Source organism: Kitasatospora sp. NPDC049285 (assembly GCF_040678815.1).
Classification (GTDB): Bacteria; Actinomycetota; Actinomycetes; order Streptomycetales; family Streptomycetaceae; genus Kitasatospora.
In genome coordinates this window covers 84,055-106,835 of sequence record NZ_JBFAQR010000009.1, presented here as the reverse complement: position 1 = coordinate 106,835, position 22,781 = coordinate 84,055, and the positions used below count along the sequence as shown (strand labels likewise).

Annotated in this window: 24 protein-coding genes; 4 read left to right on the top strand and 20 right to left on the bottom strand. The window is 70.6% G+C overall.

Annotated features, from left to right (window positions below; genetic code table 11):
* Positions 1-14: 14 nt before the first annotated feature.
* The 6 genes from AB0K51_RS09350 to AB0K51_RS09325 all read right to left on the bottom strand — a co-directional run bounded on the left by AB0K51_RS09350 (position 15) and on the right by AB0K51_RS09325 (position 6,830).
* A complete protein-coding gene (locus AB0K51_RS09350) occupies positions 15-1,175 on the bottom strand; it encodes a lanthionine synthetase C family protein (protein WP_363452303.1) in 1,161 nt (386 codons plus the stop codon).
* Complete coding sequence (locus AB0K51_RS09345) at positions 1,172-4,225, bottom strand: lantibiotic dehydratase (RefSeq protein ID WP_363452301.1); 3,054 nt, start codon at positions 4,223-4,225, stop codon at positions 1,172-1,174. The genes AB0K51_RS09350 and AB0K51_RS09345 overlap by 4 nt, the downstream gene beginning before the upstream one ends.
* 113 nt (positions 4,226-4,338) lie before the next feature.
* The gene (locus tag AB0K51_RS09340) at positions 4,339-4,503 is read right to left on the bottom strand and encodes an FxLD family lanthipeptide (RefSeq protein ID WP_363452299.1); all 165 of its coding nucleotides are present in this window, start codon (positions 4,501-4,503) and stop codon (positions 4,339-4,341) included.
* A 43-nt stretch (positions 4,504-4,546) separates the two neighbouring features.
* The gene (fxlM, locus tag AB0K51_RS09335) at positions 4,547-5,770 is read right to left on the bottom strand and encodes a methyltransferase, FxLD system (protein ID WP_363452297.1); all 1,224 of its coding nucleotides are present in this window, start codon (positions 5,768-5,770) and stop codon (positions 4,547-4,549) included.
* A gap of 113 nt (positions 5,771-5,883) precedes the next feature.
* Positions 5,884-6,204, bottom strand: a complete 321-nt coding sequence (locus AB0K51_RS09330) for a hypothetical protein (RefSeq protein ID WP_363452295.1) — start codon at positions 6,202-6,204, stop codon at positions 5,884-5,886.
* A gap of 194 nt (positions 6,205-6,398) precedes the next feature.
* Entirely contained in the window at positions 6,399-6,830 is a 432-nt protein-coding gene (locus AB0K51_RS09325; RefSeq protein ID WP_363452293.1) for an ATP-binding protein, read from the bottom strand.
* A 192-nt stretch (positions 6,831-7,022) separates the two neighbouring features.
* On the opposite strand from AB0K51_RS09325, the gene AB0K51_RS09320 reads away from it, so the two are divergent.
* Both AB0K51_RS09320 and AB0K51_RS09315 read left to right on the top strand, forming a co-directional pair.
* Complete coding sequence (locus AB0K51_RS09320; RefSeq protein ID WP_363452291.1) at positions 7,023-8,396, top strand: Tat pathway signal protein; 1,374 nt, start codon at positions 7,023-7,025, stop codon at positions 8,394-8,396.
* 44 nt (positions 8,397-8,440) lie between these two features.
* Positions 8,441-8,932, top strand: coding sequence for a TrmO family methyltransferase (locus AB0K51_RS09315; protein WP_363452289.1), 492 nt, complete (start codon positions 8,441-8,443; stop codon positions 8,930-8,932).
* Between the two features lie 87 nt (positions 8,933-9,019).
* Here the strand turns inward: AB0K51_RS09315 and AB0K51_RS09310 are convergent, their stop codons facing one another.
* The 6 genes from AB0K51_RS09310 to AB0K51_RS09285 all read right to left on the bottom strand — a co-directional run bounded on the left by AB0K51_RS09310 (position 9,020) and on the right by AB0K51_RS09285 (position 12,792).
* A complete protein-coding gene (locus tag AB0K51_RS09310) occupies positions 9,020-9,850 on the bottom strand; it encodes a hypothetical protein (RefSeq protein ID WP_363452287.1) in 831 nt (276 codons plus the stop codon).
* Positions 9,847-10,170 carry a hypothetical protein gene (locus tag AB0K51_RS09305; protein WP_363452285.1) on the bottom strand — a complete coding sequence of 108 codons (324 nt, stop codon included), beginning with the start codon at positions 10,168-10,170 and terminating at the stop codon, positions 9,847-9,849. The genes AB0K51_RS09310 and AB0K51_RS09305 overlap by 4 nt, the downstream gene beginning before the upstream one ends.
* A 51-nt stretch (positions 10,171-10,221) precedes the next feature.
* A complete protein-coding gene (locus tag AB0K51_RS09300) occupies positions 10,222-10,527 on the bottom strand; it encodes a hypothetical protein (protein WP_363452283.1) in 306 nt (101 codons plus the stop codon).
* On the bottom strand, positions 10,527-11,573 hold the full coding sequence (locus AB0K51_RS09295) for a major capsid protein (protein WP_363452282.1): 1,047 nt from the start codon (positions 11,571-11,573) through the stop codon (positions 10,527-10,529). Before AB0K51_RS09295 ends, AB0K51_RS09300 begins: the two co-directional genes overlap by 1 nt.
* 12 nt (positions 11,574-11,585) lie before the next feature.
* Complete coding sequence (locus tag AB0K51_RS09290; protein WP_363452280.1) at positions 11,586-12,005, bottom strand: head decoration protein; 420 nt, start codon at positions 12,003-12,005, stop codon at positions 11,586-11,588.
* Positions 12,006-12,126: 121 nt separating this feature from the next.
* Entirely contained in the window at positions 12,127-12,792 is a 666-nt protein-coding gene (locus AB0K51_RS09285) for a hypothetical protein (protein ID WP_363452275.1), read from the bottom strand.
* Between the two features lie 163 nt (positions 12,793-12,955).
* Here AB0K51_RS09285 and AB0K51_RS09280 point away from each other — a divergent pair, with 163 nt between their 5' ends.
* Positions 12,956-14,254 (top strand): hypothetical protein, encoded by a 1,299-nt coding sequence (locus AB0K51_RS09280; RefSeq protein WP_363452272.1) that lies wholly within the window; start codon positions 12,956-12,958, stop codon positions 14,252-14,254.
* Positions 14,255-14,276: 22 nt separating this feature from the next.
* On the opposite strand, the gene AB0K51_RS09275 is transcribed toward AB0K51_RS09280, so the two are convergent.
* The 8 genes from AB0K51_RS09275 to AB0K51_RS09240 form a co-directional block, all read right to left on the bottom strand.
* Positions 14,277-16,049 (bottom strand): hypothetical protein, encoded by a 1,773-nt coding sequence (locus tag AB0K51_RS09275; protein WP_363452270.1) that lies wholly within the window; start codon positions 16,047-16,049, stop codon positions 14,277-14,279.
* A gap of 238 nt (positions 16,050-16,287) precedes the next feature.
* The gene (locus tag AB0K51_RS09270; protein ID WP_363452267.1) at positions 16,288-17,298 is read right to left on the bottom strand and encodes a hypothetical protein; all 1,011 of its coding nucleotides are present in this window, start codon (positions 17,296-17,298) and stop codon (positions 16,288-16,290) included.
* Between the two features lie 71 nt (positions 17,299-17,369).
* Positions 17,370-18,806 (bottom strand): terminase family protein, encoded by a 1,437-nt coding sequence (locus AB0K51_RS09265; protein WP_363452265.1) that lies wholly within the window; start codon positions 18,804-18,806, stop codon positions 17,370-17,372.
* Positions 18,807-18,883: 77 nt separating this feature from the next.
* Entirely contained in the window at positions 18,884-19,423 is a 540-nt protein-coding gene (locus AB0K51_RS09260; RefSeq protein ID WP_363452263.1) for a hypothetical protein, read from the bottom strand.
* A 19-nt stretch (positions 19,424-19,442) separates the two neighbouring features.
* A complete protein-coding gene (locus AB0K51_RS09255; protein WP_363452261.1) occupies positions 19,443-20,354 on the bottom strand; it encodes a ParB N-terminal domain-containing protein in 912 nt (303 codons plus the stop codon).
* Complete coding sequence (locus AB0K51_RS09250) at positions 20,351-20,575, bottom strand: hypothetical protein (protein ID WP_363452259.1); 225 nt, start codon at positions 20,573-20,575, stop codon at positions 20,351-20,353. The genes AB0K51_RS09255 and AB0K51_RS09250 overlap by 4 nt, the downstream gene beginning before the upstream one ends.
* Positions 20,572-21,912, bottom strand: coding sequence for a hypothetical protein (locus AB0K51_RS09245; protein ID WP_363452257.1), 1,341 nt, complete (start codon positions 21,910-21,912; stop codon positions 20,572-20,574). The genes AB0K51_RS09250 and AB0K51_RS09245 overlap by 4 nt, the downstream gene beginning before the upstream one ends.
* Before the next feature lie 259 nt (positions 21,913-22,171).
* Complete coding sequence (locus AB0K51_RS09240; protein ID WP_363452255.1) at positions 22,172-22,594, bottom strand: DUF488 family protein; 423 nt, start codon at positions 22,592-22,594, stop codon at positions 22,172-22,174.
* On the opposite strand from AB0K51_RS09240, the gene AB0K51_RS09235 reads away from it, so the two are divergent.
* Positions 22,585-22,781 (top strand): hypothetical protein (locus AB0K51_RS09235; protein WP_363452253.1); only part of this gene is annotated, 197 nt, incomplete at its 3' end. The two genes, AB0K51_RS09240 and AB0K51_RS09235, sit on opposite strands and share 10 nt — an antisense overlap.

Genomic DNA, 22,781 nt, shown 5'->3' with positions numbered 1-22,781 from the left:
TCTCCTTCTTCGGGTCAGACGAGCAGCAGCAGGGCGTCCCAGCCAGTGCCGGGAGTGTTGGCGCCCAGGGAGCAGCGGGTGAGGGAGATGCCGGCGCTGCCTTCGAGCAGGCCGGGGCCAGTGGCGTCGGTGCCGGGGTCGGGCAGGTTGCTGGCTGCGGCGAGGATGCGCATGGCGGTGGCGTGGTCATCGGTGCGCTCTGCGAAGCGCCGGGCGGCCAGCCGGACCCCGGCGGTGCCGTGGCAGACGGTGCCGTCGGTGAGGCTGTGAGCTTGGTCGGGGTCTTCGAGGGCGTCGAGGAAGGCGGCCTCGGCGGTGCGGGCACGGTCGGGGTCGCCGGTGGCGCGGGCGGCGTGGTGCAGGGCGGTGGCAATGCCGGGGGTGCCGTAGCACCAGGACGGGCGCAGCGGCTTCGACTGCCGGGCGCGGCCGCTGTCGGCCTCGGCGATGGTCAGCGCCTCGGGCCACCAGGCGCGGGCGGCGCCGTTCTGCTGCCAGGCGTCCAGCCAGTCGAGGATGCGCTCGATCGCCTCCAGCTGGCCGGGCACGCGGGTGCCATCGAGGTAGGTGAGGGCCAATAGGGCGAGCGGGCCGGGGATGCCGTGCGCGATGCCGAAGTTGCCGTGGCCGTCGGGGTACCGCTCGTCCCGCTCGCCGGTGGGCGCGAGGTGCGTCCACCAGCCCGAGCGCCCGCCCACCGGCACGGTCAGCCGCACCAGGTAGGCCAGCACTTCCCGCAGCAGTTCCTGCCGTCCCCGGGCTCGCAGGTGCACACCGAGACCAGTCAGGCCGCCGAGGAGGTCGAACTCGTGGAAGGCGGGGCGCTGCCCGGCGTCGATGCGGTGGTGGGCGGCGGCCAGGCGCTGCTCCACCACGTCCTCCACCACGGCATTCAGGCCCATGCGCGGCTGCTTGTAGGCGCGCGGCCCGTGAATCGCGGCGAGATGCAGGACGTGGGCGACGGCGGGCGCGCCGTAGAACACGCCGGCCTCGGCGAAGGAGTTCACGGGCTGGCGCACGCACGCGGTGATCCACTCGTGTGCGGTGTCCCAGTCACCTCGGCCGGTGGTGGCGCGCTCGATGTGCAGCAGGGCGGTGGCGAGGCCGCCCTTGGCCAGGGACTGGCCCCACTGGGCGGAGGCATCGGTGGGCGGTGCGAGCAGGTCGGCGGTCATGCCGGTTGTCCTTCCTCGGCGCGAGCGGTTCGGGCGGTGAGGGTGAGTGCGGCGGCGCGGGCCAGGCGGTGGCAGGTGCGCTCGCTGGCCGGGTTGAGGCCGACGGCGCGGGCGTGGTGCAGGTGCAGCAGCGAACCGAGGACGTCGGCGGGCTCCAACTCCCCGTCCCGGCCGAGCGCCCTGCGGTAGTCGGCCAGCTTCTTGGCCCGCACCTCCCACTCCGAGGCGAGGGCGCGGCCCTCCTCGGTGAGCGCCAACCGATCGGGCCTGGCAGCGAGTTCGGCGGCCAGCCGCGACGCGGAGCGCGGCAGCGCGATCTCGCTGCGCCTGGGCACCCGCTCCAGAAGCCAGGCGTGGCCGGCCTCGGGGCCAAGCAGGCCCGTGGCGAGGTCGAGCATGCTCGCCGCAGTGACGGTGGCCGGGTCGGTGGAGGTGGCGCGCTGGTAGGCGATTTGGGCCAGCGCCGCCCGGGAGTCGAGCGCGAAGAACTCCTCTGCCGCCCGCAGCGCCGCCCCGCGCCCGTACCGGCCGGACTCCGGCAGGTAGGTGTCGAGTTCCATCCGCGTCAGCAGGCCCTCCTCCCGCATCTGCTCGGCCCACCGGCCGATGCGCTCGGATGCCAGTGACCACGCGGCGACGGCGGAGACGGGGATGCGCAGGCGCAGATGCGGCTCGGGGTCGGTGTGCCGCAGGAACCACCACTGCGGCGGGACCGCCCAGCCAGCGGCCAACCCCGGGACGCGCGCGAGGAGTTCGTCGGCGCGGCGCGGGTTGCCGAACAGGCGGGCCGACAGCCACCCGGACGCTCCGGGCAGGTGCCCGGACCGGACGGTGGCCGGGCTCCCGGGCCGGGGGCGGGTGGCGGGCAGCGGAGTGCAGGTGGTGTGCAGCTGCACGGTGATCTCGTGTGCCCGGCCGCACCACCGGTTGTCGTCTGCCCGGGGGGCCTCGATCAGGATGGCGGTCGGCTCCCGCAGCAGGTGCTCGCGCAGCAGCACCAGGTGCTCCGGCAGGCGCACGTCCAGCGGCAGCCGCAGGTCGTTCTGCGACAGGTACACCGCCGCCCGGACGTTGTAGCGGGCGATCCACTCACCCGCCGCCGCCCGCCACTGCTCCCACTCGGCGTCCTTGCCCGGTAGGTCGGCGGCGGGCAGGTGCCAGCGCGCCGCCGACAGCACCACCTCCCCGTAGCGCACCCGCGGCAGGTAGGGCAGCTGCCCGGCCGCGCCCCAGTTGAACGCGGTCAGCCACGGGGTGTGGGCGTGGGTGATCTCGCACAGGAACCGCACCAGCGGGTCGGTGTTCGCCCGGAAGTCCACCGCGTTGAGCGCCCGCACTTCCACCGGGCGGCGGTCGGCGAGCCGCACCAGCCACATCCGCCGCTCGTCCGCACACACCCCCAACTCCTCCAGCCGCAACACCGATCCGATCTGCGGGTACTCCCCCAGCGTCAGTACGGGCAGCAGCGCCGGGGCGCGGGAGACGTTCTCCGCGCGGGCGTACAGCGGGGGCGCGGAGACCTGCACCACCAGTGCGTCCGCCCGCAGCGGCGGCGCGACGGCGATCGCCGCCTCCAGCTCGCGGCGGCGTTCGGGCTCCAGCAGGTACAGGAACCGGCCCGCGGTCGTGCCCGCTGCGCGCGGCACCGCCTGCACCACCGGGGTGAACGCCACGGCGCCGTCCGCAGCCAGCCGCACGGTCATCTCGGCGTGCGGCTGCACCGCTCCCTCCAACACCGGGGCAAGGCCCTCCAGCAGGGGGCCGTCAAGGTTGACCTCGTCCAGGCACTCGACAGCGGCCTTCTGCGCCAGCGCCATCAGCTGGGCGTCGCGCCGTCCGAACTGCGGCGGCACGTCGGGCAGGACCGCGTCCCGGTAGCGGGCGGGGAAGCCCATCCCGGTGTCCGGGTTCACCAGCTCGACCAGCGGCACCACCGCGCCCGGTCCGAACCGCTCCGCGAACCGGCCATGGTAGTCCACCCACGCCGGATGGCCGTCCGGGAACGGCGACAGCCGCGTCAGCACCTCGGCCGCGCCGGCCACCAGCGACGCCACCCGCCGAGGCAGGACCGCCGGACCCGCGTCCAGCCGCAGATCCACCATCAGCGGCGACGGCCCGTCCGGGGCTCTGCCCTGTTGGCGGGTCAGCTGCCGGGTCAACCGGGAACGTAGCGTCCGCTGCGCCGTCGGATCGTCAAGCTCGTTGTGCCGGGTCAGCTGCTCGCGGACCGTTCGCAGGGTGTTCCAGGAGGCGTCGGCTGCGGGGATCTGGTCGAGGCCGGTGGTGTGGGCGATGGCGAGCAGGTGGCCGAGCGGGTCGGTCGCGGTCGTCGGCAGCCGCAGGATGCTGATCAGGAAGCCCTGGCGCACCAGCTCGCCGAGCATCGCGTGCACCGTGTCCGGCGGGGCGGCCGCGAACAGGTCGGCGAGTTCGCCGAGCGTCACCGACATTGGGCCATCGGCCGCCTCCAACACGGCCAGCACCGGGCCGGTCGCGCGGACGGACACCTCCGCCGGTTCGCCGTCCTGCGGGTTCCGGGTCACCGGCAGGACGACGCGCCCCCCTCGGCGCACCCGCAGCTGGTTGGCCGTCACCGGCAGCAGGTCCCCGACCACCTCCTCCAACTCCCGAACCACGGACGACAGCCAGCGCGCCTCGGGCCGCGCCACCGCCCGGGACGTGCCCCAGCGGGGCGCGTCGGGGAAGTCGCCGAAGGGGACCGCGGTCACCCCGGCGAACAGCCCGAAGGGCGTGGCCCGCTGCTGGCGCAGCGCGTACTGCATCACCGAGGCCGTCAGCCGGCGTAGCCGCCGCCGAGGTACGTGGTCGAAGTTGAAGACCACCTCACGCACCCGGGCGGCCAGCTGCGGGCCCGCGGCGACCTCGACGGCCGCCGCAAACACGGCGTCCGACCAGACGTGCTGGAGCCAGGCCCGCCAGTTCCCGGTGGCGTGGGGGCCAGTGTCGGCCAGGTCGGGCCACCACCCCGGTCCGGCCCCGGCCGGACGGGCGGCGGCCCGCAGCAGGGCCGGTCCTGCAACGGCATACACGGGTATTCGCCTCGATTCCGGGAGATTTAAGGAGATTTCGGAAACGCCGGGGCCCGGCGTGCGGCGGCTTGACGGCCGCACACCGGGCCCCGGTCACACGGGGAGGGGGGCTGTCAGACGTTGCCGCCGAACGAGGTGCAGGCGGTGCCCGAGCAGGTGCTGCCGCAGCCGTCGTCGGTGGAGCGCAGCAGCGCGGCCACCGGGTCGGCGCCCTCGACGATCGTCACGTCGAGCTCGAAGTCGCTCGCGGCGGCGGTGCCGGTGAGGGCCTGGGTCATGGTGCTTCCTCCTTGAGTCGGTGGTGCAAGACCTGGTCGCGGACTACGGCCAGGAGATCGTGAGCCGGACGTGGGTCTTGTCGATGACCAGCCCGTCCGGGAGCTGGTCGTTGGGGGTGCCGATCGGCTGGGCGGTGAAGACCGGACCGTCGCTGGTGCGGTGGTCGCAGTGCCACGTGCGCACCTCGGTGTTGATCAGGGCGGCCAGGGGTCCCCCTTCGGGGCCGAAGCCGTGCGCGCCGAACTCGAACATCACCGGGTCCTCGCTGATCTTGCGCAGCGCGAGGTAGGCGAGGCTGCCGCCGTCCACGATCACCGGGCACGCCATCCGGTTCGCCGGGGCGACCGTCTTGGTGTCCAGTTCCGGGTCCACGGACATCAGGCCGAAGCCGGGCAGCGAGGACGCCAGCCACAGGTACAGCGAGTCGAAAGGCTCCTGGTTGCCGATCGTCACCCCGCTCCACCACTCCGCGCGGGGCGTCTCCAGCACGCCGCCCAGACGGCTGGTGTCCGGCCGCTCCAGCTCATCGAAGCGCAGACCGATCTCCTTCGTGCCGCGCGGCAGCACCAGGAACTCGTCGTGCGCGTCGGAGCCCTGGATCTTGACGAAGCCGGAGACCGTGGCGGACACGCTCACCAGCCGCTCGCCCTTCCGGCGGAAGGTGATCGAGCGGGTCAGCCCGTGCATCCGCAGCGGCACGGTGATCGTGCCGCCCTCGACCAGAGCACCGGTCCACGCCGGCGGCAGGTCCCACGCCCCGACCGTCACGATGATCCGGTCGAACGGGCGGCCCTCCACCGGCCCGGAGCCGTCCGCCAGCACCACCCGCACTCGCCCGTATCCGGCCTCGGCGAGGTACTTCTCCGCGCGCTCGGTGACGAACGAGTCGATGTCGACCGTCACCACCTCGCCCGCAGGGCCAACGAGTTCAGCGATCAGCGCCGCGTTGTAGCCGCCCGACCCGACCTCCAGAACCCGCATGCCCGGCAGCACGTCCGCCTGCTCCAGCATCTGCGCCTGGATGCGCGCGGCCGACACCGAGCTGACCGCCAGCCCGTACTCGTTCCGCTTTGTCACCAGCGCCCGCTCCGGCTCGTACGCCTCAGCGAGCGGCACCTCGGGGGCAAACACGTGCCGGGGCACGGCGAGCAGCGCGGCCGCTACCCGGTCCGTAGAGATCGCGCCGCTGGAGCGCAGCGCCTCGACCATCGCGGTGCGCAGCTGGTCGGGAGACGCTTGGCTGGTCGTTTCCGCCGTGGCGGTCATCACAACTCCTACTCGTCTGCCGCGGCAAGCGCGGCGCTTCTGTGCCGGGGACGTCGGGGCGTCCCTGCTCCGGGCCAGTGCAGTCGGCGCGACCCGGGAGACTATGTGCTGGGTCAGACGGCCACGGGCGTCCGCAACCGGCCCGGCATGCGGGGCTCCGCACCGGTGCTGGCCCCGGCCGAAAGCACGTACACCGTCTGGTCAACGAGCAGCGTCAGCGTGAAGTCCTCGCCGAACACCACGGCAGCCATCGCGGCCTCGTACTCCTCGCGAGTCGAGAAGGCGAGGCGGGGCCAGTGCGCGTCCGTCGCGTCGAAGTGCTCCGCCATCGCGTTCAACCGCGCCCTGATCCACAACACGGCGATCCGCGCGGAGGACGCCTCGAACGTGGCGAGCACCATCCGGCGACCCGCCCCTGGCGTCAGCGCGGTCACCTCGCACCAGTACGCCCCACCCGCCCTCTCCGCCTCAACGAGGGTCGTGCCGCTGTGATCCACCGGAGGTGTCGCCCAGCGGGGCAGCAGTCCGGTGCCGGAGAACGCCGGCGCGACCGGCGCGGGCGGGCTCGACCGGCGAAGCCGCAGAACGCGACGTAAGGCACGCCTCACTGTCTCTGGCCATCGCGCCGTCATGCCGCCGCCCCCAACTGCTCCCGGTAAGGCACCTCGGCCCACACGATCTTGTCCCCTCCCGATCTCTCGACGCCCATGGCCGCCGACAGCCTCTGCACCAGCAACAGGCCCCGGCCGCTCTCCTCAGAAGGGCGGAAAACCGCAGGCAGCAGCAAGTCCGGCCGACCGTCCACCACCTCGATCCGGCAGCGGTCCTCCGTCCACCGCAAGCGCACCACCACGTTCTTGTTAGGTACAGCTGCATGCCGCAACACGTTGGTGACCAGCTCGGACACGATCACCACGAGGTCTTCCGCCCCTGAACTGTCCGTCTCCCAGTCACACTCCTGGACAGCTCGGTCAACATCGCGTCGGGCGAGCCTGACCGAGTCCGGTGTTGCGGGGAACTTCCACTCCTGATCCTGGAGCTCCTGCTCTACCGCGCCCACGCCCGCTCCTTTCGCCACCACAGGTGTTGAATCCCGAGCCGTAACCCTGGCTGGGAGAGTCGATGCTCGGGCGGTACCGCCCGCCCGATCTAGACAACCGTGGTTGGCGACTGGGAGTAAGGTGTTGGCCACCCCCAGCGGTTTAACCGGTTTAACGGGCAGTCAGGGACTGTGATGGCAAAGCTAGTTCGCGTGAACGAGAGCCTGCAGAAGATCATCAAAGAGTCTCGTATGACGTACGATCGCCTGGCGTTGGAGCTGGGCATCATCGCAGGTCGCAATGGAGATCCTGCACGTCCCGGCAAGTCGCTGATCAGCCACTGGGTGCGCTACAGCGTGGTGCCGTCGGGCAACATGCCGCACTACCTCGCCACAGTCCTCTCCGCCCGGCTTGGACGCACGGTCACCCTCGCCGATCTCGGCCTGGCTGAGGCGGCAGTCGATCTCCGCGACTGGAGCTTGGATACGCTGAGCGTCCTGGCCGATCTCCGACGAATCGACGTGGACGACGTGGAAGTGGATCGCAGCACCGCCCTACAGCTGATGGCCTACTCCCTCGGCGCGCTCGCCCTTCCGGGAGAGAAGTGGTGGAGCGCCATGGCGCGCACCGGAACAACACGCGGTGGCGCTGGCACTCGGCGGGTGGGCGAAGCTGATGTCGAAGCAGTACGCGACATGACCAGCTTGTTCTCCCAGGTCGACCAGCGGCGCGGCGGGGGCCATGCCCGCACTGCTGTTGTCCAATACCTCACCAGCGACGTTGCGCGGTTCCTGCGTGGGACCTTCGCATCTGAACGCACTCGTCGGCAGATGTTCTCGGCAGCTTCCGAACTCGCCTACGTAGCTGGCTGGATGGCCTTCGACAGCACCGACCACGCAGCGGCCCAGACCTACTTCGGCCTGGCAGTCCGGCTCGCCGCAGAGGCGGACGACCCGGCGATGGCTGGCCATGTCCTACGGGCGATGGCCCACCAGGCGCTCGACCTAGGACACGCCAAGCAGGCGCTCGACATCGCCACCGCGTCGATCAGCGGCAACCGATACGCTCTCGCCTGCCACCGCGAACGCGCCCTGCTCGGAGTGATCCACGCCCGCGGCCTGGCAGCGACCGGTCAGCACACGGCGGCGACCGGTGCCCTGCTCAAGGCCCAGCGCGACCTCGCCGCGGCCGGACCGGGAGACGACGAACCGGCCCGGGTCTTCTTCTTCGGCGAGGCCAGCCTCGCGCACGAGACCGCCTCAGCCCTGCGCGACATAGGTGATCTCCCGGGAGCTGTGAAGGAGTTCGAGCACAGCGTCGAGACCCGGAAGGCCACTTCGTTCGCCCGAACCCACGCCGTCACTCTGGGATACCTGGGCGCCGTCCACGTCCGGCTGAAGAACATCGAAGAGGGCTGCACGGTCTGGTCAGCAGCCCTCGACGCCATGGAGTCCGTTCGCTCGGGCCGGACCCGGCAGACCGCGATGCACATGCGGGCCACGCTGTCGCCGTTCCGGCACCGCGGTATCCGGAGCATCGACCGAGTCGACAGCAGGGCGGCCGCCTACCTGGAAGCTACCGGCTGAACAGATGGACCGTCACATACCGATCCACAGGAGGGGAACCGACCATGACCGACCGCGAGATTTTCGAAGTCGAGGCGCTGGGCCACGTAGTGGGCGGCCGAACCGAGCCCACGGACGATTTCTGGGGCGGCACGCGGGCAATCATCCGCCTCGACAGCACCCGCTTCACCGCCGACGCCACCAAGGGTCTCGAAGACTTCTCCCATCTGGAGGTCGTTTTCCGGTTCCACCTCACCGACCCCACTGACCTCAACCTCGGTGCCCGACGCCCACGCGACAACCCCGACTGGCCCGAGGTCGGCATCTTCGGCCACCGCAACATGCGCCGCCTCAACTGGCTCGGCGTCTCCCGCTGCCGCCTTATCAAGGTCGACGGCTTGGACCTCCACGTCGAAGACCTCGACGCCGTCGACGGGACGCCGATCCTCGATGTGAAGCCCTGGTTCATCGACTTCGGGCCACGCGGCGATGTTCATCAGGCCCAGTGGACCACCGACATGCTTGGCGACTACTTCGCCTCGCGTCAGGAAGCCTGACCGACCGGAACACAGTCGGAAAACCACGCGGGGGTGCGGGTGGCCGCCAAGAGCCCCCCGCCCCCGGCGTGACCCGAGCGTTGCCCCTTACGCCACCGGGTCAAGGCCGGCGTCGGGGCGTAGCCCGAACGCCCGGCCGCAGCGCGGGTGGGAGATCGGCCACTGGGCGGCTTCTTCGAGGGAGCGCAGGCTGCGGGTCGCCTTGTCGGGGTCGGTGTGCGACGTCCATCCGCAGTCGGCCCCGTCGAAGACCTCGACCACCCGGACCCCGGCTTCGCGCCCCACGCTGAGCGTCCCGGCGTTGTACGCGACGCCGGACTTCGCGAGGGTCGCCGCCTCTGCCCACGCGCGCACGGGCACCCTCGCTCCGCCGCGGTAGACGACGTGCCCGAGCTGGTGCTCGGCGAGGAGGCGATTCGCCAGCTGGCGGGCCGCCTGACGGGCCGTCGTGTTGCCGGCGGCCAGGTGCGGCAGCTCCTGGCGGGCTGCACGCCGGGCCGCCCGGTAGAAGACTCCGGCCATCCGCTCCGCTTCCTCGGACCGCCGCAAGAAGTCCGCGTAGGAGTCCGCCGCCAGGGACTGGAGTGCTTCCCGGTGGATGAGCGTCCAGGTGAAGCTGGCCCCGACCGCGTCGGCGGCCTCCGCCGCGCCTCGGGCGTACAGGCTGGGCAACTGCCGCTGGACGAACGCCCGCGCCTCGCCGTCCACAGCCTTGTGGAAAACCTCGATCGCCGCCTTGAACTCCTCGATCGTGGCCAGCACCTGCGGCGTCCGCTCGTGCTGGGCGAACGCGGTCGCCACCGCCGTCTGCCGGTCGGCCAGCCGCTGCCAGGCGTCCTCGAGTACGGCCGCAACGCGGCGGGCGACTTCGTCCGCGTCGCCCGGCACGAGCGGGGGCCACGGGTGGGGCACGGTCACCGCCTCCGGTTCGCGGGCCGCAGCGGCGCGGTGACGAGGTAGGTAGCTGCCTCGGTGGGCGCGTCGTCCGGGGCCTGGCCATCCTGGACGGAGGCGATCTGGCGCTCCAGGCCCGTGAGGTTCCCCGTGTTGTCCATGGTGACCACGCCGTCGACAGTCAGGCGCAGCGGGTCGGCGAGCAGCTGGGCCCGGCGCTCGGCCAGGACCTCCAGCGCGACTGCGCGGGCGGACCCGAGCCGGGTGTAGCGGGCTGCCAGGTCTGTCTGGTCGGTGCTGGGACCGAGTTGGGCGAGCAGCCACGCCAGGGTGCCGCTGTCCATGGTGAGCTCCAAGAAGAAGGACCGGCACCCGCGGGGCGGGCGCCGGTCGGGTCAGGCAGTGGTTCGGGGCTTCCGGGAGCGGCGGGCCGGCTCCGGCTCGGACTCCGGCTCCGGTTCTGGTTCCTGCTCCGGCTCCGGCTCGGGCTCGGACTCCGGCTCGGCTTCGGGCTCTTCCTCCCGTTCGGGCTCCGCGTCACCGTCCCCTTCCGGCTCGGGCGGCTGGCCGCCCTCCCACGCCGCCGGGTTGGTGATCAGCGCGGCCACCTCAGCCTCCGGTTCTGTGCCGGGCTCCAGCACCAGGCGCTCGTGGCTCACCGGGTGCTCGATGTGCACCGCGGCGGCGAGTCGGCCGCCCATCACAGCACCGTCGCGCAGACGTAGGCGTCCGCTGTGTACAGCACCGGCATCGCGGCGGCGTGGCCCGCGGTCCAGATCTGGACCGGGTCGTCCTGGGCACCTCGGGTGACCACGATCCCAGGCGCGTCCTCCCGGACGATCTGCGGGTTCGACCCCCGCGACAGGGCGAGGGCCTGCGCGGTCGTGCCGTACTGAGTCTGCCCGAAACGGTCCCGGTTCGGGGGCAGGAGAATCCACCGGTTCTCCGGCAGCACGCGGGTGGCGACGTCGTCCACGTCGATCTGCACGTCGTAGGTGACGATCTGCGGCAGGTTGTACCGGGCCCGGACGGAGGCGACCTCGGTCGGCGTCAGCGTCGCCGTGGGCGTGCTGGAGCCCACCACGGAGCCGTAGTACGCGGCCCGGTACGCCGCGTTGCCCGCGAGGTAGGTCTGCGCCTTGTACGAGGTGAGGGCGATCTCCGGCAGCGGCCTGCCGGTCGAGCGCAACAGCTCGATCCACCGCAGCTCGTCCGCGAGCGGGTCGGAGGTCGGGTCGGACCACACCTTCGCGGCGACCGGCAGGTTCGCGGCCGGCACCTGGAAGTCCGCCTCGGTGACCAGACCGTTCTCCGCCAGCGTCAGCTTGCCGTCGACCAGGAGGTCACCGGCCGCCAGCTCCAGCCGGTCCTTGATCGCGCCGACGTGCTGCTCCACGTCGTCGTACATCGTCTCGATCAGCCGCTCCTGGTCGGCTCCGCGGGCCTGCTCCTGGAGGATCAGCTCCTGCTCGTCCACGAGCAGCTTCTCCCCCAGCGGCGGGAAGAGGCCCTGCGTGACGGTCTGCGCGACCTTGCGGGTCGCGAACGGCACGCTCGCGGAGAACGACCGGTACTTCGCGGCGTTGCGGCGGCGGGACGTGGACTTGATCCGCCACATCACCTCGTTGACGTGGGTCTCGGCGAGGACGGACCGGGTCAGGAAGTAGTCGTCCGGGGTCTGGATCGAGCGCGCGAAGGTCGTCAGGTCGTTGACCGTGATGTCCTTCACGAGGTCCTGGATCGTCATGGGTCTCTCCTCTCAGACGAAGCGGATCTGGGCGCCGGTGCTGCTCGGCGTCACCTTGGTCGGGTCGATGCCCCCGGGCACCCGGGCGGCGCGCACGACGCCGTGCCACAGCAGCGCGGCCGGGACGCGGGTGGAGTTCGGGGAGAACAGGGCCTCCGCGTACACGACGCCGGCGAGGACCTGGCGGCCGTCGACGGCCGTCGGGTCGAACGCGCCGTACAGGCCGCTGGCGGTGATGCGGCCGACGGGGACGCCGGACAGGACCCGGCTGTAGGGCTGCCGGGTGTCGGCGGACGCCTGGTAGTGGGTGTTGGGGGTGAGCTTGGTGACGTCGAGCGTCACGGTCTCGGTCGTGTCGGTGCCGTGCAGGCCGACGAGCCAAGCCTTGTCGGCGGTCAGCGTCGTGCTCGACGTGATCGGCTGGATGGTCATGCGGGGCCCCTCCTTCGGGGACGGGTGAGAGCGGTCTCTCGCACTCACCCGGGCGGTGGTGCCGTCCACGAGGAGGGGCGTGGTCCCGTTGTCCCGGTGACTGCCGGGTCAGAGGGGCGGGTTACTGCGTGATGTGGCCGCGCCGCTTGGCCATGGCCAGACCTGCGGCCCCCAGCGTGCTCGCGCCGGTGCCCCGCGGCGGCGGGCCTCCGGCGGGTGCGCCGCCGGGCGCGGGCGGGGCGGCGGCGGGCTGGCCGAACAGCTCCTTGCGGCGCTCCTTCAGCGCGGCGACCGCGTCGACCACGGCCTGATCGTCGGCGTCGTCCGGGAGGCTGATCAGGCGTTCGGCGTCCGCCAGGTCATCGCCCGTAGCACCAGCACCAGCGAGGACGGCGCGCAGCCGTGCCGAGCGGAGCGCGGCCTCGGCGGCCTCCTCGCGGGCCTTCGCGGCGGCGATCGCCTGCTCCGCGGCCTGCTCCCGCCGCTGTACCTCGGTCAGCGCGGCTTCGTCTGCTGCACGCCGCTCGGTGATGTACGTGGTGAGGGTGTCGGTGTCCGGGAACCCGAGGTCGGTGGCGAGCTTCTTCAAGGCTGTCCGCGCTCCCTGCGACTTCTCCCGCGCGAGGAGCCTGCTCAGGTCGGCCTGCGTAACCGCGGGCAGCTGCGGGTCGCCCGGGTTCGGGTCGTTGGACGGGTCGTCCGGCGAGGCACCGAGGATGGGGAAGATCGGGCGGCCATCGCGGCGGTAGCCGACGGGCACGACGGGCGGCAGGGAGCGGTGGGCCATGCGGACGTCCTCCGGAGCAGCGCCCCCGCGCCAGTGGCCCAGTGTAGCCACCACGGCGCGCCGCCTGCGCAAGCGAACTCACCAACTCGGCGAAACTGCTTGCTCATTCACGAGACAGAGCGTGATGATGCAAGGTTCATTCAAGCCCAGGAGGTACAGAGCGGTGGAGTTCGAGACGTTCAGTGACATGCAGGCCCCCGACCCTCGGGGGCTCGTCTTCACCCCGCGCGGGCTCGGCGGGCCGATGAGCCCGGAAGCCGCTGCCGAGTTCCGCCACAAGGCGGTTACCCGCTTCGAACTCGCGCCCGACGTCTCGGAGGAGACACGGCTACGCTTCGAGCAGGTCCAGCGGATCTACTCGTACGGGCTGCTCTGCTACGACCTCTACACCGCTGCCAGCGACGCCGCTCTCCTGGTCCTCGAACAGGCGCTTCGGGACAGGTTCGTCTCGTTTCACAACGGGCTGATCACCTTCCGCACTCCCCGGGGGGTGGAACACACGGTGCCGGCAGACCGCTACAACCACTTCTTGGACAGGTACAAGGCCGAGAAGGGGAACGAGGTCAAGACCGGTCCGAGCGGCGAGTGGGTCAAGTTCGGTGGAGGCATGCTGCACTCCTTGAAGACCTGGGCTCGGCACGTCGGGCTGCTGCAAGGACAGCGCAATCGCGGCATGGAGAAGATGCTCAGCGAACTGCGAAACGCCGTGGCCCACCCGAACGGCTTCACCCTGCTCAGCCCCATTGAAGCGACGCAGCGCATCTGGGACCTGGCCGAGATCATCAATCACTTGTGGGGCCACAAGACCCCAGGTGGGCGTCTCTACCCGGCCGGGCTGCCCCAACGTGTCTGCTGGCTGGGTTGGGACCCGCGCACAGGAAACATCGCCGCGGGGGACGCAGAGAACCTGCAAGGCTTCCGCGACGACTCCGACTTCGAGTTCATCGTGCTTCGAACCGTCCACGAACCCGGTGGCATCAGCGATCCGCACCTGTTCGAGTTCGACTCGTGGTACGAGGCGACCCAGTACCCGACCGAACTGCTCTGGGGTCCCGGCTCCAAGGCGGAAGCCGTGGATTGGCTGGCCAACGAGTCCCCAGAGGACAGCACTTGCCACTACCTCGACCGCATCTTCCTGGTCCGGCAGCACGCTGGCCGGGCCTTCCTGCCGATGCGGCCCGAGGTAGCCGCAGGACTTCCGGCAGAGGAGCAGGACGGCGTCTGGCATGTCCTTCGCGCCGACTACCCGACGGACGCCTTCGTACATGCGCGCTACCTCAACGGCTCCCCGAAGCATGACACTTCCGGCGAGTGCAGTGAGTGCTGGGTGACAGCTCTTGGGCAGGGTGACCTGGCAGAGGCCCTTCAGGTGGCCGAGAAGGCGGGAGCGAGTGTTGTCCCTGTCTCGCCGCCGGATTTCCGCACACCGCTCGCCTTCCCTCGCTCCCAGCCCCTCACCTGAATTCCCGCCACCCCGTCCGCGATCAGTGATCGTTCCCGCCAGCTGCGGTCACCAACGGCAGTGCGGGAATGTCCGGTCCTGTCTCGGGCAGTCCCAGGAACTGACGAACGGCGGCGTTGTCGCCGGTGGCATCGGCGAGCCGGGCCGCCGCGTCGAACGCGCGGGCCTGGATGCGCTGTACCTCCTCGGCCGCGTCCTCGATCGGGTACCCGGCGTCCATCAGCATCCTCACACCGGTCTCCAGCGAGATCACGCTCGCGCCAACGCCCTTGACGACTTCCTCCAGGACGGCCGCCCGGTCCTGCGGCGTGTGCGGGCCCCACGCGACCCGGGCCGTCACGCTCTCGCCGGTGGGCCAGCCCTCCGCGTGCCCGGCCTGGAACAGCCGCTGGACGAAGCGCAGCAGCAGCTTGTACTTGTGCTCCCGCGCCAGCCGCATGCTGGCCACCAGCGAGTCCAGTGGGCCGAGGGCGAGTTGGAGCGTGTACCCCGACGGCACGTTGGACGGGTCGAGCGTGCCCAGGCCGGCGGCCGTGAGCCGCGACGACGCGGCGATGCGGTCCATCAGGTGCTCGCTCCGGGCACGCAGCTCGGCGAGCTGCGGCGAGGTGTCGAGCGCGTCCATCCGGCCGCTCTCGCCGAGCTGCCACACTGCACCGGCGCGCACCTCCACCGGCACGGGCTGGCCGGTGGCGCGGTCGCGCGGAAGCTGCGCACCGGCAAGGCCAATGATCGGCGTGCCGGTCGTCGCGCTCGCCGACGAGCCGTCGGAGTCAGTTGCCGCCAGCTCGTCCAGTCCCTGGAGGACCTTGGCGAGGATGGACTGCCCCCACCGGTCTCCCGAGTGCGGGATGGTGTTGCTGAGGTGGATCACCGGGATGAAGTCGATGCGCAGGTCCAGCCGGTCCAGCTCCACGCCGTCCGGCCGCGTCCGGTAGCGGGCCTTAGCCGGCGGCAGGTTGTAGACCGTCTCGCCTCGGCGGAGGTCGTCGAGCTGCCACTCCGCGTCGGTCAGGTAGCACGTCACCCCGGACAGGCGCTCCGGCTGCCACGGGTACCGCCGGACCGCTCGCCCCGCGGAGTCGAGCTGGTCGCCGTCCGCCGCCCGCACCGAGCCGCCTGCTTCCTCGGCGGGCTCGATGGGCGCGATCTCCCACGTGATCCGCCGCACCCGGGCCTTCACCCCCCGGGCCGGGTCCTCCGGCAGCTCCCACGCCAGGTGAACCCGGTCCGGGAACTCGTTGTCGTACTCGTCCGGCCACTCCGGAAAGTAGAAGCCCGGGTCATAACTCCGCACGGTCGGGCGGAGCTTGGCGGGGTCCCACGCCAGGACGTACACGCCGTCGCCGCTGAGAACGGCGGTGCGCTCTGTCTGCTGCATCCGCAGCGGCAGCAGCTCATCTTCGGCCCACTGGCGGAGTCGCCCTTGCGCAGCCGCCGCCTCGACGGCGCCCTCGGGTGGGACCTCGTCGTCCGCGTGCTCGGCCCCGGTGACGACGATGTGCTGCTCCGCACCGAGCAGGTAGCCGAGCGCAGCCTCCACCAGCCGCGACGCATCGCCCAGTTCACGGCGCTCCAGCCCGGAGTCGTCCCCTGTCGCGGCTGCGAGCTGGCCAGCCTGGTTCGAGTCGTAGGCAGCGAGCAGCTTGTACGCGGCGAGCCGCCGGAGGTCTTCCTCCGGCAGCCACGTGGCGGTCAGCTCCGGGAACACTTGGGCCCCTGGGCGCCGGTCGTTCATCGGAGCCTTGTAGTTCAGCCAGCTCCAGGCGTCGATCAGGACGGAGCGCAGGCCCACAGTGCCCTCCAGGCAGTCGGCCCCACGCCAGGGCTCAGCCTATGCGGTTGAGCCACACATGTTGGGTTGCGGCAGCTGACACTCCCTCTGCCGCTCCTTCAACTTGTTCAGAATTGTCCAGATTTCCTACGAGAATCGCACTGCCATAGATGGTGTGACGGGCAGTCCCCGACGAGGCCCCACGCCAGCGGCGCACCTCCTCCCTTCGCCGACTCAATCGACTTCAAGCTGCTTTCTTTCACCCGATGTACCACCCATCCGAGGAGGGCTCGGCCATCCCTAGGACTTCGAGTTCATAGCGGTTGTCGAGTTCGATCCCGCAGATATAGCAGTCAAAGTAATCGGGGAAAACATTCTCTGCACGCCGACCCCTTCCCCCATTTCCGCCCTTTTTGGAGCGTCGAGGTCGCCTGTTAATGGATGCCCTGACATCGCCCGGCGTGCCACACACCGGGCACTTTGCGTCCCGGGAAAGGCATTCCCCATATTCACTCCACCTATCCGCCTCCGGCTCCACAAGATCGGCGTTCAAAATTTCCTGCTGCGTCATCCCGTAGTAGAGCATGCGGTAAAGCTTCTTGGCACACCTGATCTTCACTGAAACTGCCAGTTGAGCCGCCTGAAAGCCTTCACTCCGAAAATCTTCGGCCATGGGTTCCAAGAGGCCGTCCTCCCATGCCTCCATCAGGCGCTCATCTGCAGCCTCGACTCCCTCCTGTGTCAGAGCCTGCTCCACCGCCATCTGAGCATCCCGCTGCATTGCTTCAAGGTCATGGCGGCGTTCTGCCCGCGAGCCCCAGAAGGCCGACACCTCTTCCTGGAGGTCCATCAGAACGGCGTCCGCCACGGTGACCGCGACAGCTAGAGCCTCATGGGTGATGGCGTCGTCATGTGCTCCAAGGTGCGCCACCCCATTGCGGGCCGTCAGAAGCGGGTCGAGGTCGCGCTCCTTGATCGGCATATTGATTAGGGCGGCGGCGCGCTTGAAAGCGTCAAGAGCCCCAATTGTCTTGATCTTAGTCTGAGGAGAGGCGGCGGAGGCACTCTGGCCAGTGGCGTGAAGAAGACTGTTGAAATCTCGGCCGTCAACAAGGAGGGACGGGTGGCGAGCGGCAAGGAGTGCTTTGAGTAGGTGTTCGGTGCCAATGCCTCCATGGAGCACCGCCATGTCATTATCACCAGTGCACCAGGCACTCAAAGCTCGGCTCATCTGACGTTGCGCCGAGGCGATCAGGCCACTCTTTTCCATGTCCCCACCTGTTGTCCGTCGTACCTTCGGATGGCAGGCTATCCACCAACTACCCGTCCGCGCACAAGGAATCACCGTCGGCCGACGAGGCGCTGGTCGTCGGTCTTGCGCGGTGGCGGCATCGCTGGGTCGAGGAACAGGTCCCAGATCGCCCAGACCATCGAGTCGAGGAGGTCCGGGGAGTCCTCGGTCTCGCCCTGGCCGACGAAGGTGGTCATCTGCTCCTCCAGCTCGGCGTACAACCGGGCCGGGCCGACGTGGTGGACGCGGGCCTGCTCGTACAGCTGCGCCACGGGCGCGGCTCGGGCCCGCTTGCCCCTGGTCGCGTGGACGATCCGCCAGTTCACCGTCGGGTCTACCTCCATCAGCAGCGCCGGGAGGTAGTCGCCGCCGTTGTTGGCCTCGATGACGACGCAGTCTGCCTCGTGCTGGTGGTACAGCTCGGCGGCGCGGCGCATCGCGGCGGTCGGCGTGAAGCGGTCCTGTTCGGCGTGGAGAACGTACCCGCGGGGCCGGTTGTCGCCGAACGCCGTGGTGAGCGGCCAGCCTCGGCCGGCCACAGTGAAGGCGGTCATGTCGGCGTTCTCGTGGCTCTTCGTGGCCGGGTCGACCGAGACGACGAGGCGCTGCATCTCGGGCAGGTTCGCGGCGTGCTGGCGGAAGCCTTCGACCTCCAGCATCCAGCCCTGCCACAGCGCGCCCTCGACGTCCTCCAGCAGTTCGCCGGACAGCTCCTGCCGGCCGAGGCGCGTCCCGGCGTACTCCTCCTCCAGCTCGTCCCGGGCGACGGCGGACAGGTTGGCGTCGTTCTCGCTCATGTGGCCCCGGGTGAGGACCACCCGGGGTTCGGGCCCGCCGTCGCGGTGCTTCTGCTCCTGGCGGCGGCCACGCTCGACCAGCCGCTTCACGTGCGGCAGCGGCTTCGGGGTGGTGGAGATCAGCATCTGCGGGGCGTCCGCTTCGCGGAGGCAGAACCACGCCATGTCGTAGACGCTCTGCGCGGTGTTCCTGCTCCAGGCCGCGTACTCGTCGCACCACACCTTGTCGAACGCCCAGCCGCGCAAGTTGTCCGGGGTCTCGGCACCGAAGCCACGGATGAGCGTGCCGTTCTTCAACCGGATCGTGGTCTCGCCCAAGCTGGAGTTGTACTTGGCGATGTCCTCGGGCGGGATGACCGCGAGCAGCCCGGACTTCGGGGAGTCGAAGCAGATGTCGCGGACCAGGGTGGCGTTCTTCGCGATCACCGCGATCTGCAGCCCCGGGGTTTTCGCCCAGTCCCGGACGGCCTCGGCTGCGGTGCGGGTCTTGCCCCAGCCTCGGCCGGTGAGCAGCATCCACACCGTCCACGCCCACGCCGGTCGCCGCTGGGACGCGCGGGCGTGGTTGTGGAGCCAGCCCGGGTGCGGGAGGCCGTCGCAGTCTGCCCGCTCGCAGGCCCAGCGGCGCCGGGACTCGTCGTCCGCGCGGGTCAGGGCTGCGACCTCGGCCTGGAGCTGACGCAGGCTCATTACCGCCGGGTCGGCCATCGCCTCCACTCCCCGGCGGCGTGCCCACCCGCTGGAACGCCCGGTCGTCTTCCGGCGGCTCACGCGCCTTCCTCCTCTGCGGCGATCCGGCGTTCCAGCTCGCGGCGCAGCTGGTCCATGCGGGCTCGTCGCTCCTCGTCGGTGAGGTCCGCGGCGTCCAGCGCATCGCTGTCCTGCTGCTCCGGGAGCGCGGAGGGTTCGTCACCGATGGCCCGGCGCTCGATGTCGGCGGCGACCTGGAAGTAGCGCAGCAGGTCCCCGGGGGTCAGCTCCCGGGGGTCGAGGGTCTGGAGGCGGGCGACTGCTTTGGACAGGAACGCCTGCGCGAGGCGGGCATGCCGGCGCGCCAGGTCACGGCGGGCCTGGCGCTGCTCGGCGAGGAACAGCCTGTCCTGGTCGCGGTCCCAGGCGGCGGCGCGCAGGACCCAGGCATACGAGCGCGACCAGCGGCCGATCAGGGCCCTGGACTTGTCCAACTCCTGTGCGACCTTCGTGATACTGCGCGCAGGGCCCTGATCGCGGTACGCCGTGAACGCCTCGTACGCCTTGGTGGGCTCGCCTTCCTGCCGCTCCCAGGGGTCTGCCGTGTTCGCGGCCACCGCTCACCTCCGGGTCGGTCTACTGGGTGTCGGCCGGGCTCGGGTCGGCGGCCAGGATGTCCAGGGCCCGCCACGGCTCGGTCTCGGGAACGCTGCCGTCGCGGACCAGGCGGTTGATGGCCCGGCGCAGCGTGGCGGCGGTCTCGACCGGCAGCTCCCGGACGCCGAGGACGCTCTCCACCGGGGCGTTGCCCCCGCGGGTCGGCTCTCCGCTGTCCGCGTCGAACCAGCCGTCGGCCAGCTCCGCCAGGTGGCGTTCGAACACGGTGAGGATCACGCCCAGGGCGGTCGCCGAGTTGCCGATCTTGTACGCGGCGCGGGCGGTCTCCAGCGCGTCGAGCATCGGCTCGTACTGGGAGAGTCCGGCCAGCCACCGCTGGTCGGCGCTGGCTGCGCTCCGGGCCGCGTCGAAGGCAGCTTCGGCACGCTCCAGCTCGTCCGGCAGGAACATGATCTGGACGCTGGCGAAGTCGAGGTTCGCCTCGCCGAGGCCGGTGACGTCGACCTTCTCCAGGAGGTCCAACGCCTTGTCGTCCAGGCCGCTGTACTGCCGCCACTCGACGGCCTCCAGCTCCTCGTACAGCTCCTTGAGGATCGCCGGGTCGTCCTGGCCCGTGATCGCGTTGTGGGAGAGCTGGAGGGCGATCTGTCGCTGACGGGGCAGCGGCTCGGTGATCTCCAGCCAGCCGATGGTGGACAGGCCGGCTTCGATGCTGGCCAGGGTGCGGTGGTTGCCGGACAGCACGATGCGGCGGCCCGTGTCGACGTCGTTCCACACGAGCGGGGTGGAGGTGAGGCAGCCGTCCTGCGTGATGTTCTCGACCAGGCGGCGGAACTGCTCGTGCGGCATGAACCGGGCGTTGATGTCGAGGAGGGTCAGCTCCCGGGGGTCGCCTTCGACGTAGCGGGGCGGGGCGAGCTGTTCGGTCACGGGGTGTTCTCCAGGGCGTAGCCGGAGCGGCGGGCGCGGCCGGTCCGGGTGGTGGGGGTGGGGTGGAGGACGGTGACGCGGATCGACCTGGGCCGCTTACCGGTGTCGGCGTCGACCACGGTGGCGGTGGCGTGGCCGGGGATGTGCGACTCGATCCGGATGCGGCGCCCCTCGTCCATCGGGTGGCAGGCGGCGTAGATCTGGCCGGGCAGGACCGTCATGGCTGGGTCTCCGGGTTGTTGGGGGTGGGGGTGCCCCACCGCTCGGTCCAGGTGGCGAAGGCGGTGGCGAGGTCGTGCCCGCCCATCGGTCCCTGGTACTGGAGTTGGAACTTCCAGGCGTCGTCGGCCGAGGGACCGCGCTTCGTCAGCCGCAGCAGCCCGCGGTACTTCATCGACACCGGGTTGTTGCTGAACGCCGTGGTGGAGACGGCGCGGACGCGGCGGGAGAAGGCGCGCTGGCAGAGCAGCTGAGCCTCGGTGCTGGTCGCGGCGAGGACGACCAGCTTGGACAGGCGGGGGTAGTTGGTCGGGGCCACCGCGAAGTCCGAGAGGAGGTACGCCTCGTCGGGGGTGTAGCTGCTGGGCGACATCGCGAACACGCCGACGATCCGGCCGCCGGCCTTCACAGCGACGGCGAGGTTCGCGGCACCGGGGGCGATGCGGGGGTTGAGGTAGCGGGAGCGCAGCGCGTTGAACTGGCCAGGCTTCAAGAGCGACAGCGTCAGGGGCCCTTCGATCTGCTCTCCCTTGCGGAGGCGGGGCGCGGTGACGGGCTCGATGGGCTGGCGGGGCGCGACGATCCGGGTCGGTGCCTTGGAGGCGTAGACGTAGAAGGGCGCGGCGCGCGGGGTGGCCTTGATGACGCCGCGCAGGTGCGGGCGCAGCTCCTCGACGTCGTGGTTGGAGGCGGTCAGCCAGTAGGGCCGGTCGGTGATCGCGCCGAGGACGCTGACCACGTCGTCGTCCGACAGAGGCGCGTACTCGGGGGCGTCCCAGTCGAAGTGGGTGTTCAGGGGCTCGTACAGCTTCTCGTAGCCACCGCCGTAGAAGGGAGGGAAGCTGCACACCGGGGCGTCGCTGGGGACCGTCTGGAGCCACGAGCGGACGTCTTCGGCCTGGTAGGAGGCGAGCTGGAGGTCGGTGCGGCTCAGCTTCTCGGTGGTCTCGGCGTGCTTGGCCTGCCACTGCTCCCGGTAGGAGTGGACGACCCGCTGGTGCCAGAGCCCGGCGCGGTCGACGGAGGCGAGGAAGCGGGTGCCGAGCATGAGGGTGGCGACGGTGCCGATCCCGTCGTCCAGCGAGTCGGCGAGCCAGCCAAGTTGGTCTCGGGATTCGTCGCGGAGACGGATGCCGACGGGCTGACGGGTGAGCCAGCGGCCGATGGCGGTGGTATAGATCGAGACGTCGGAGGAGTGGAGGGCGAAGCCCATCCTGGAGAGGGACCTCTCGATGGTGAAGTTCCCGCAGCACGGGATGTAGACCGGGCCGGTCGGCCACTGCTGCGCGGTCTCGCGGACGATCGAGCGCATCGGACCGGGGATCGTGCCCTGGAACATCGGTCCTCCTCCGGACGTGAACGTGGAAACGCCCGGTCCGGAGGGGTGAGGTCCGGACCGGGCGTTGTGCTGGAACCTAGCACAGTTCGTCTAGCTCAGCTTCGAGTCGTGCACCCTATTTTACGGTCGTCTGGTGCTTCGATCAGCGAGGCGGTACCCATCGGATCAGGCTCGTCGTCCGCCACGAAGAGGAGCTGCACGGGCTTCGCCTCGTGGCCGAACTCCTCGGGGGTGAACTCCAGCCAGCTCCGACGCCCACTCACAGGAGGGTGCCCTGTTCGTAGGGGCTGGGGCCGGCCATCGGCCCGAGCTCGCGGACCTGGTCCCCGGTGACGTCCTGCCACCAGTCGGCGAAGATCCGACGGTGGCACCACACGTCCGACTTCGCCAGGTCCTCGAAGCACAGGAGCACGAGGCGCTGCTCCCCTTCCTGCTGGGCGATGCGCCCCAGCCGCTCCGCGATGCGCGCCGCTCCGAGTGCCGCGAGGTCCGCCCGGTAGCTGGCGGTGAACTCTGGCCGGGGCCGGTGGAAGTAGGCGGCTGCCGGAGCCAGCTCGGCCACGGTGTGGGTGATCTGGTAGGGCAGCCGGAATCGCGGCGCACCGCGGGTGATGCGAACGGGAACGCCTTGCCCTGGCCGGTACCCCTGGAACCTGGAGGTGAACAGAGTGATTGCCTGCATCTTCGCTGGCCTTTCCTTTCAGCCGAGGAGAAAAGCCCGCCGCCGAGGCGACGGGCTTCATCCCCATTGCGCTCCTCGGAATTTCCGAGGAATTCTCTGACTCTTGCGATCGGGGCGGGGCGGGCGGCCTGGACCGCCCGCCCGCCGTCCGTCACGCCTTCACGGGCTCGGCGGCCTTCGCGGTCGG

Coding starts and splice junctions, on each gene's coding strand:
- AB0K51_RS09350 (WP_363452303.1), bottom strand. CDS start 1,175: ATGACCGCCGACCTGCTCGCACCGCCCACCGATGCCTCCGCCCAGTGG.
- AB0K51_RS09340 (WP_363452299.1), bottom strand. CDS start 4,503: ATGACCCAGGCCCTCACCGGCACCGCCGCCGCGAGCGACTTCGAGCTC.
- fxlM (WP_363452297.1), bottom strand. CDS start 5,770: ATGACCGCCACGGCGGAAACGACCAGCCAAGCGTCTCCCGACCAGCTG.
- AB0K51_RS09315 (WP_363452289.1), top strand. CDS start 8,441: ATGACCGACCGCGAGATTTTCGAAGTCGAGGCGCTGGGCCACGTAGTG.
- AB0K51_RS09305 (WP_363452285.1), bottom strand. CDS start 10,170: ATGGACAGCGGCACCCTGGCGTGGCTGCTCGCCCAACTCGGTCCCAGC.
- AB0K51_RS09300 (WP_363452283.1), bottom strand. CDS start 10,527: ATGGGCGGCCGACTCGCCGCCGCGGTGCACATCGAGCACCCGGTGAGC.
- AB0K51_RS09295 (WP_363452282.1), bottom strand. CDS start 11,573: ATGACGATCCAGGACCTCGTGAAGGACATCACGGTCAACGACCTGACG.
- AB0K51_RS09290 (WP_363452280.1), bottom strand. CDS start 12,005: ATGACCATCCAGCCGATCACGTCGAGCACGACGCTGACCGCCGACAAG.
- AB0K51_RS09285 (WP_363452275.1), bottom strand. CDS start 12,792: ATGGCCCACCGCTCCCTGCCGCCCGTCGTGCCCGTCGGCTACCGCCGC.
- AB0K51_RS09270 (WP_363452267.1), bottom strand. CDS start 17,298: ATGGAAAAGAGTGGCCTGATCGCCTCGGCGCAACGTCAGATGAGCCGA.
- AB0K51_RS09265 (WP_363452265.1), bottom strand. CDS start 18,806: ATGAGCCTGCGTCAGCTCCAGGCCGAGGTCGCAGCCCTGACCCGCGCG.
- AB0K51_RS09250 (WP_363452259.1), bottom strand. CDS start 20,575: ATGACGGTCCTGCCCGGCCAGATCTACGCCGCCTGCCACCCGATGGAC.
- AB0K51_RS09245 (WP_363452257.1), bottom strand. CDS start 21,912: ATGTTCCAGGGCACGATCCCCGGTCCGATGCGCTCGATCGTCCGCGAG.
- AB0K51_RS09240 (WP_363452255.1), bottom strand. CDS start 22,594: ATGCAGGCAATCACTCTGTTCACCTCCAGGTTCCAGGGGTACCGGCCA.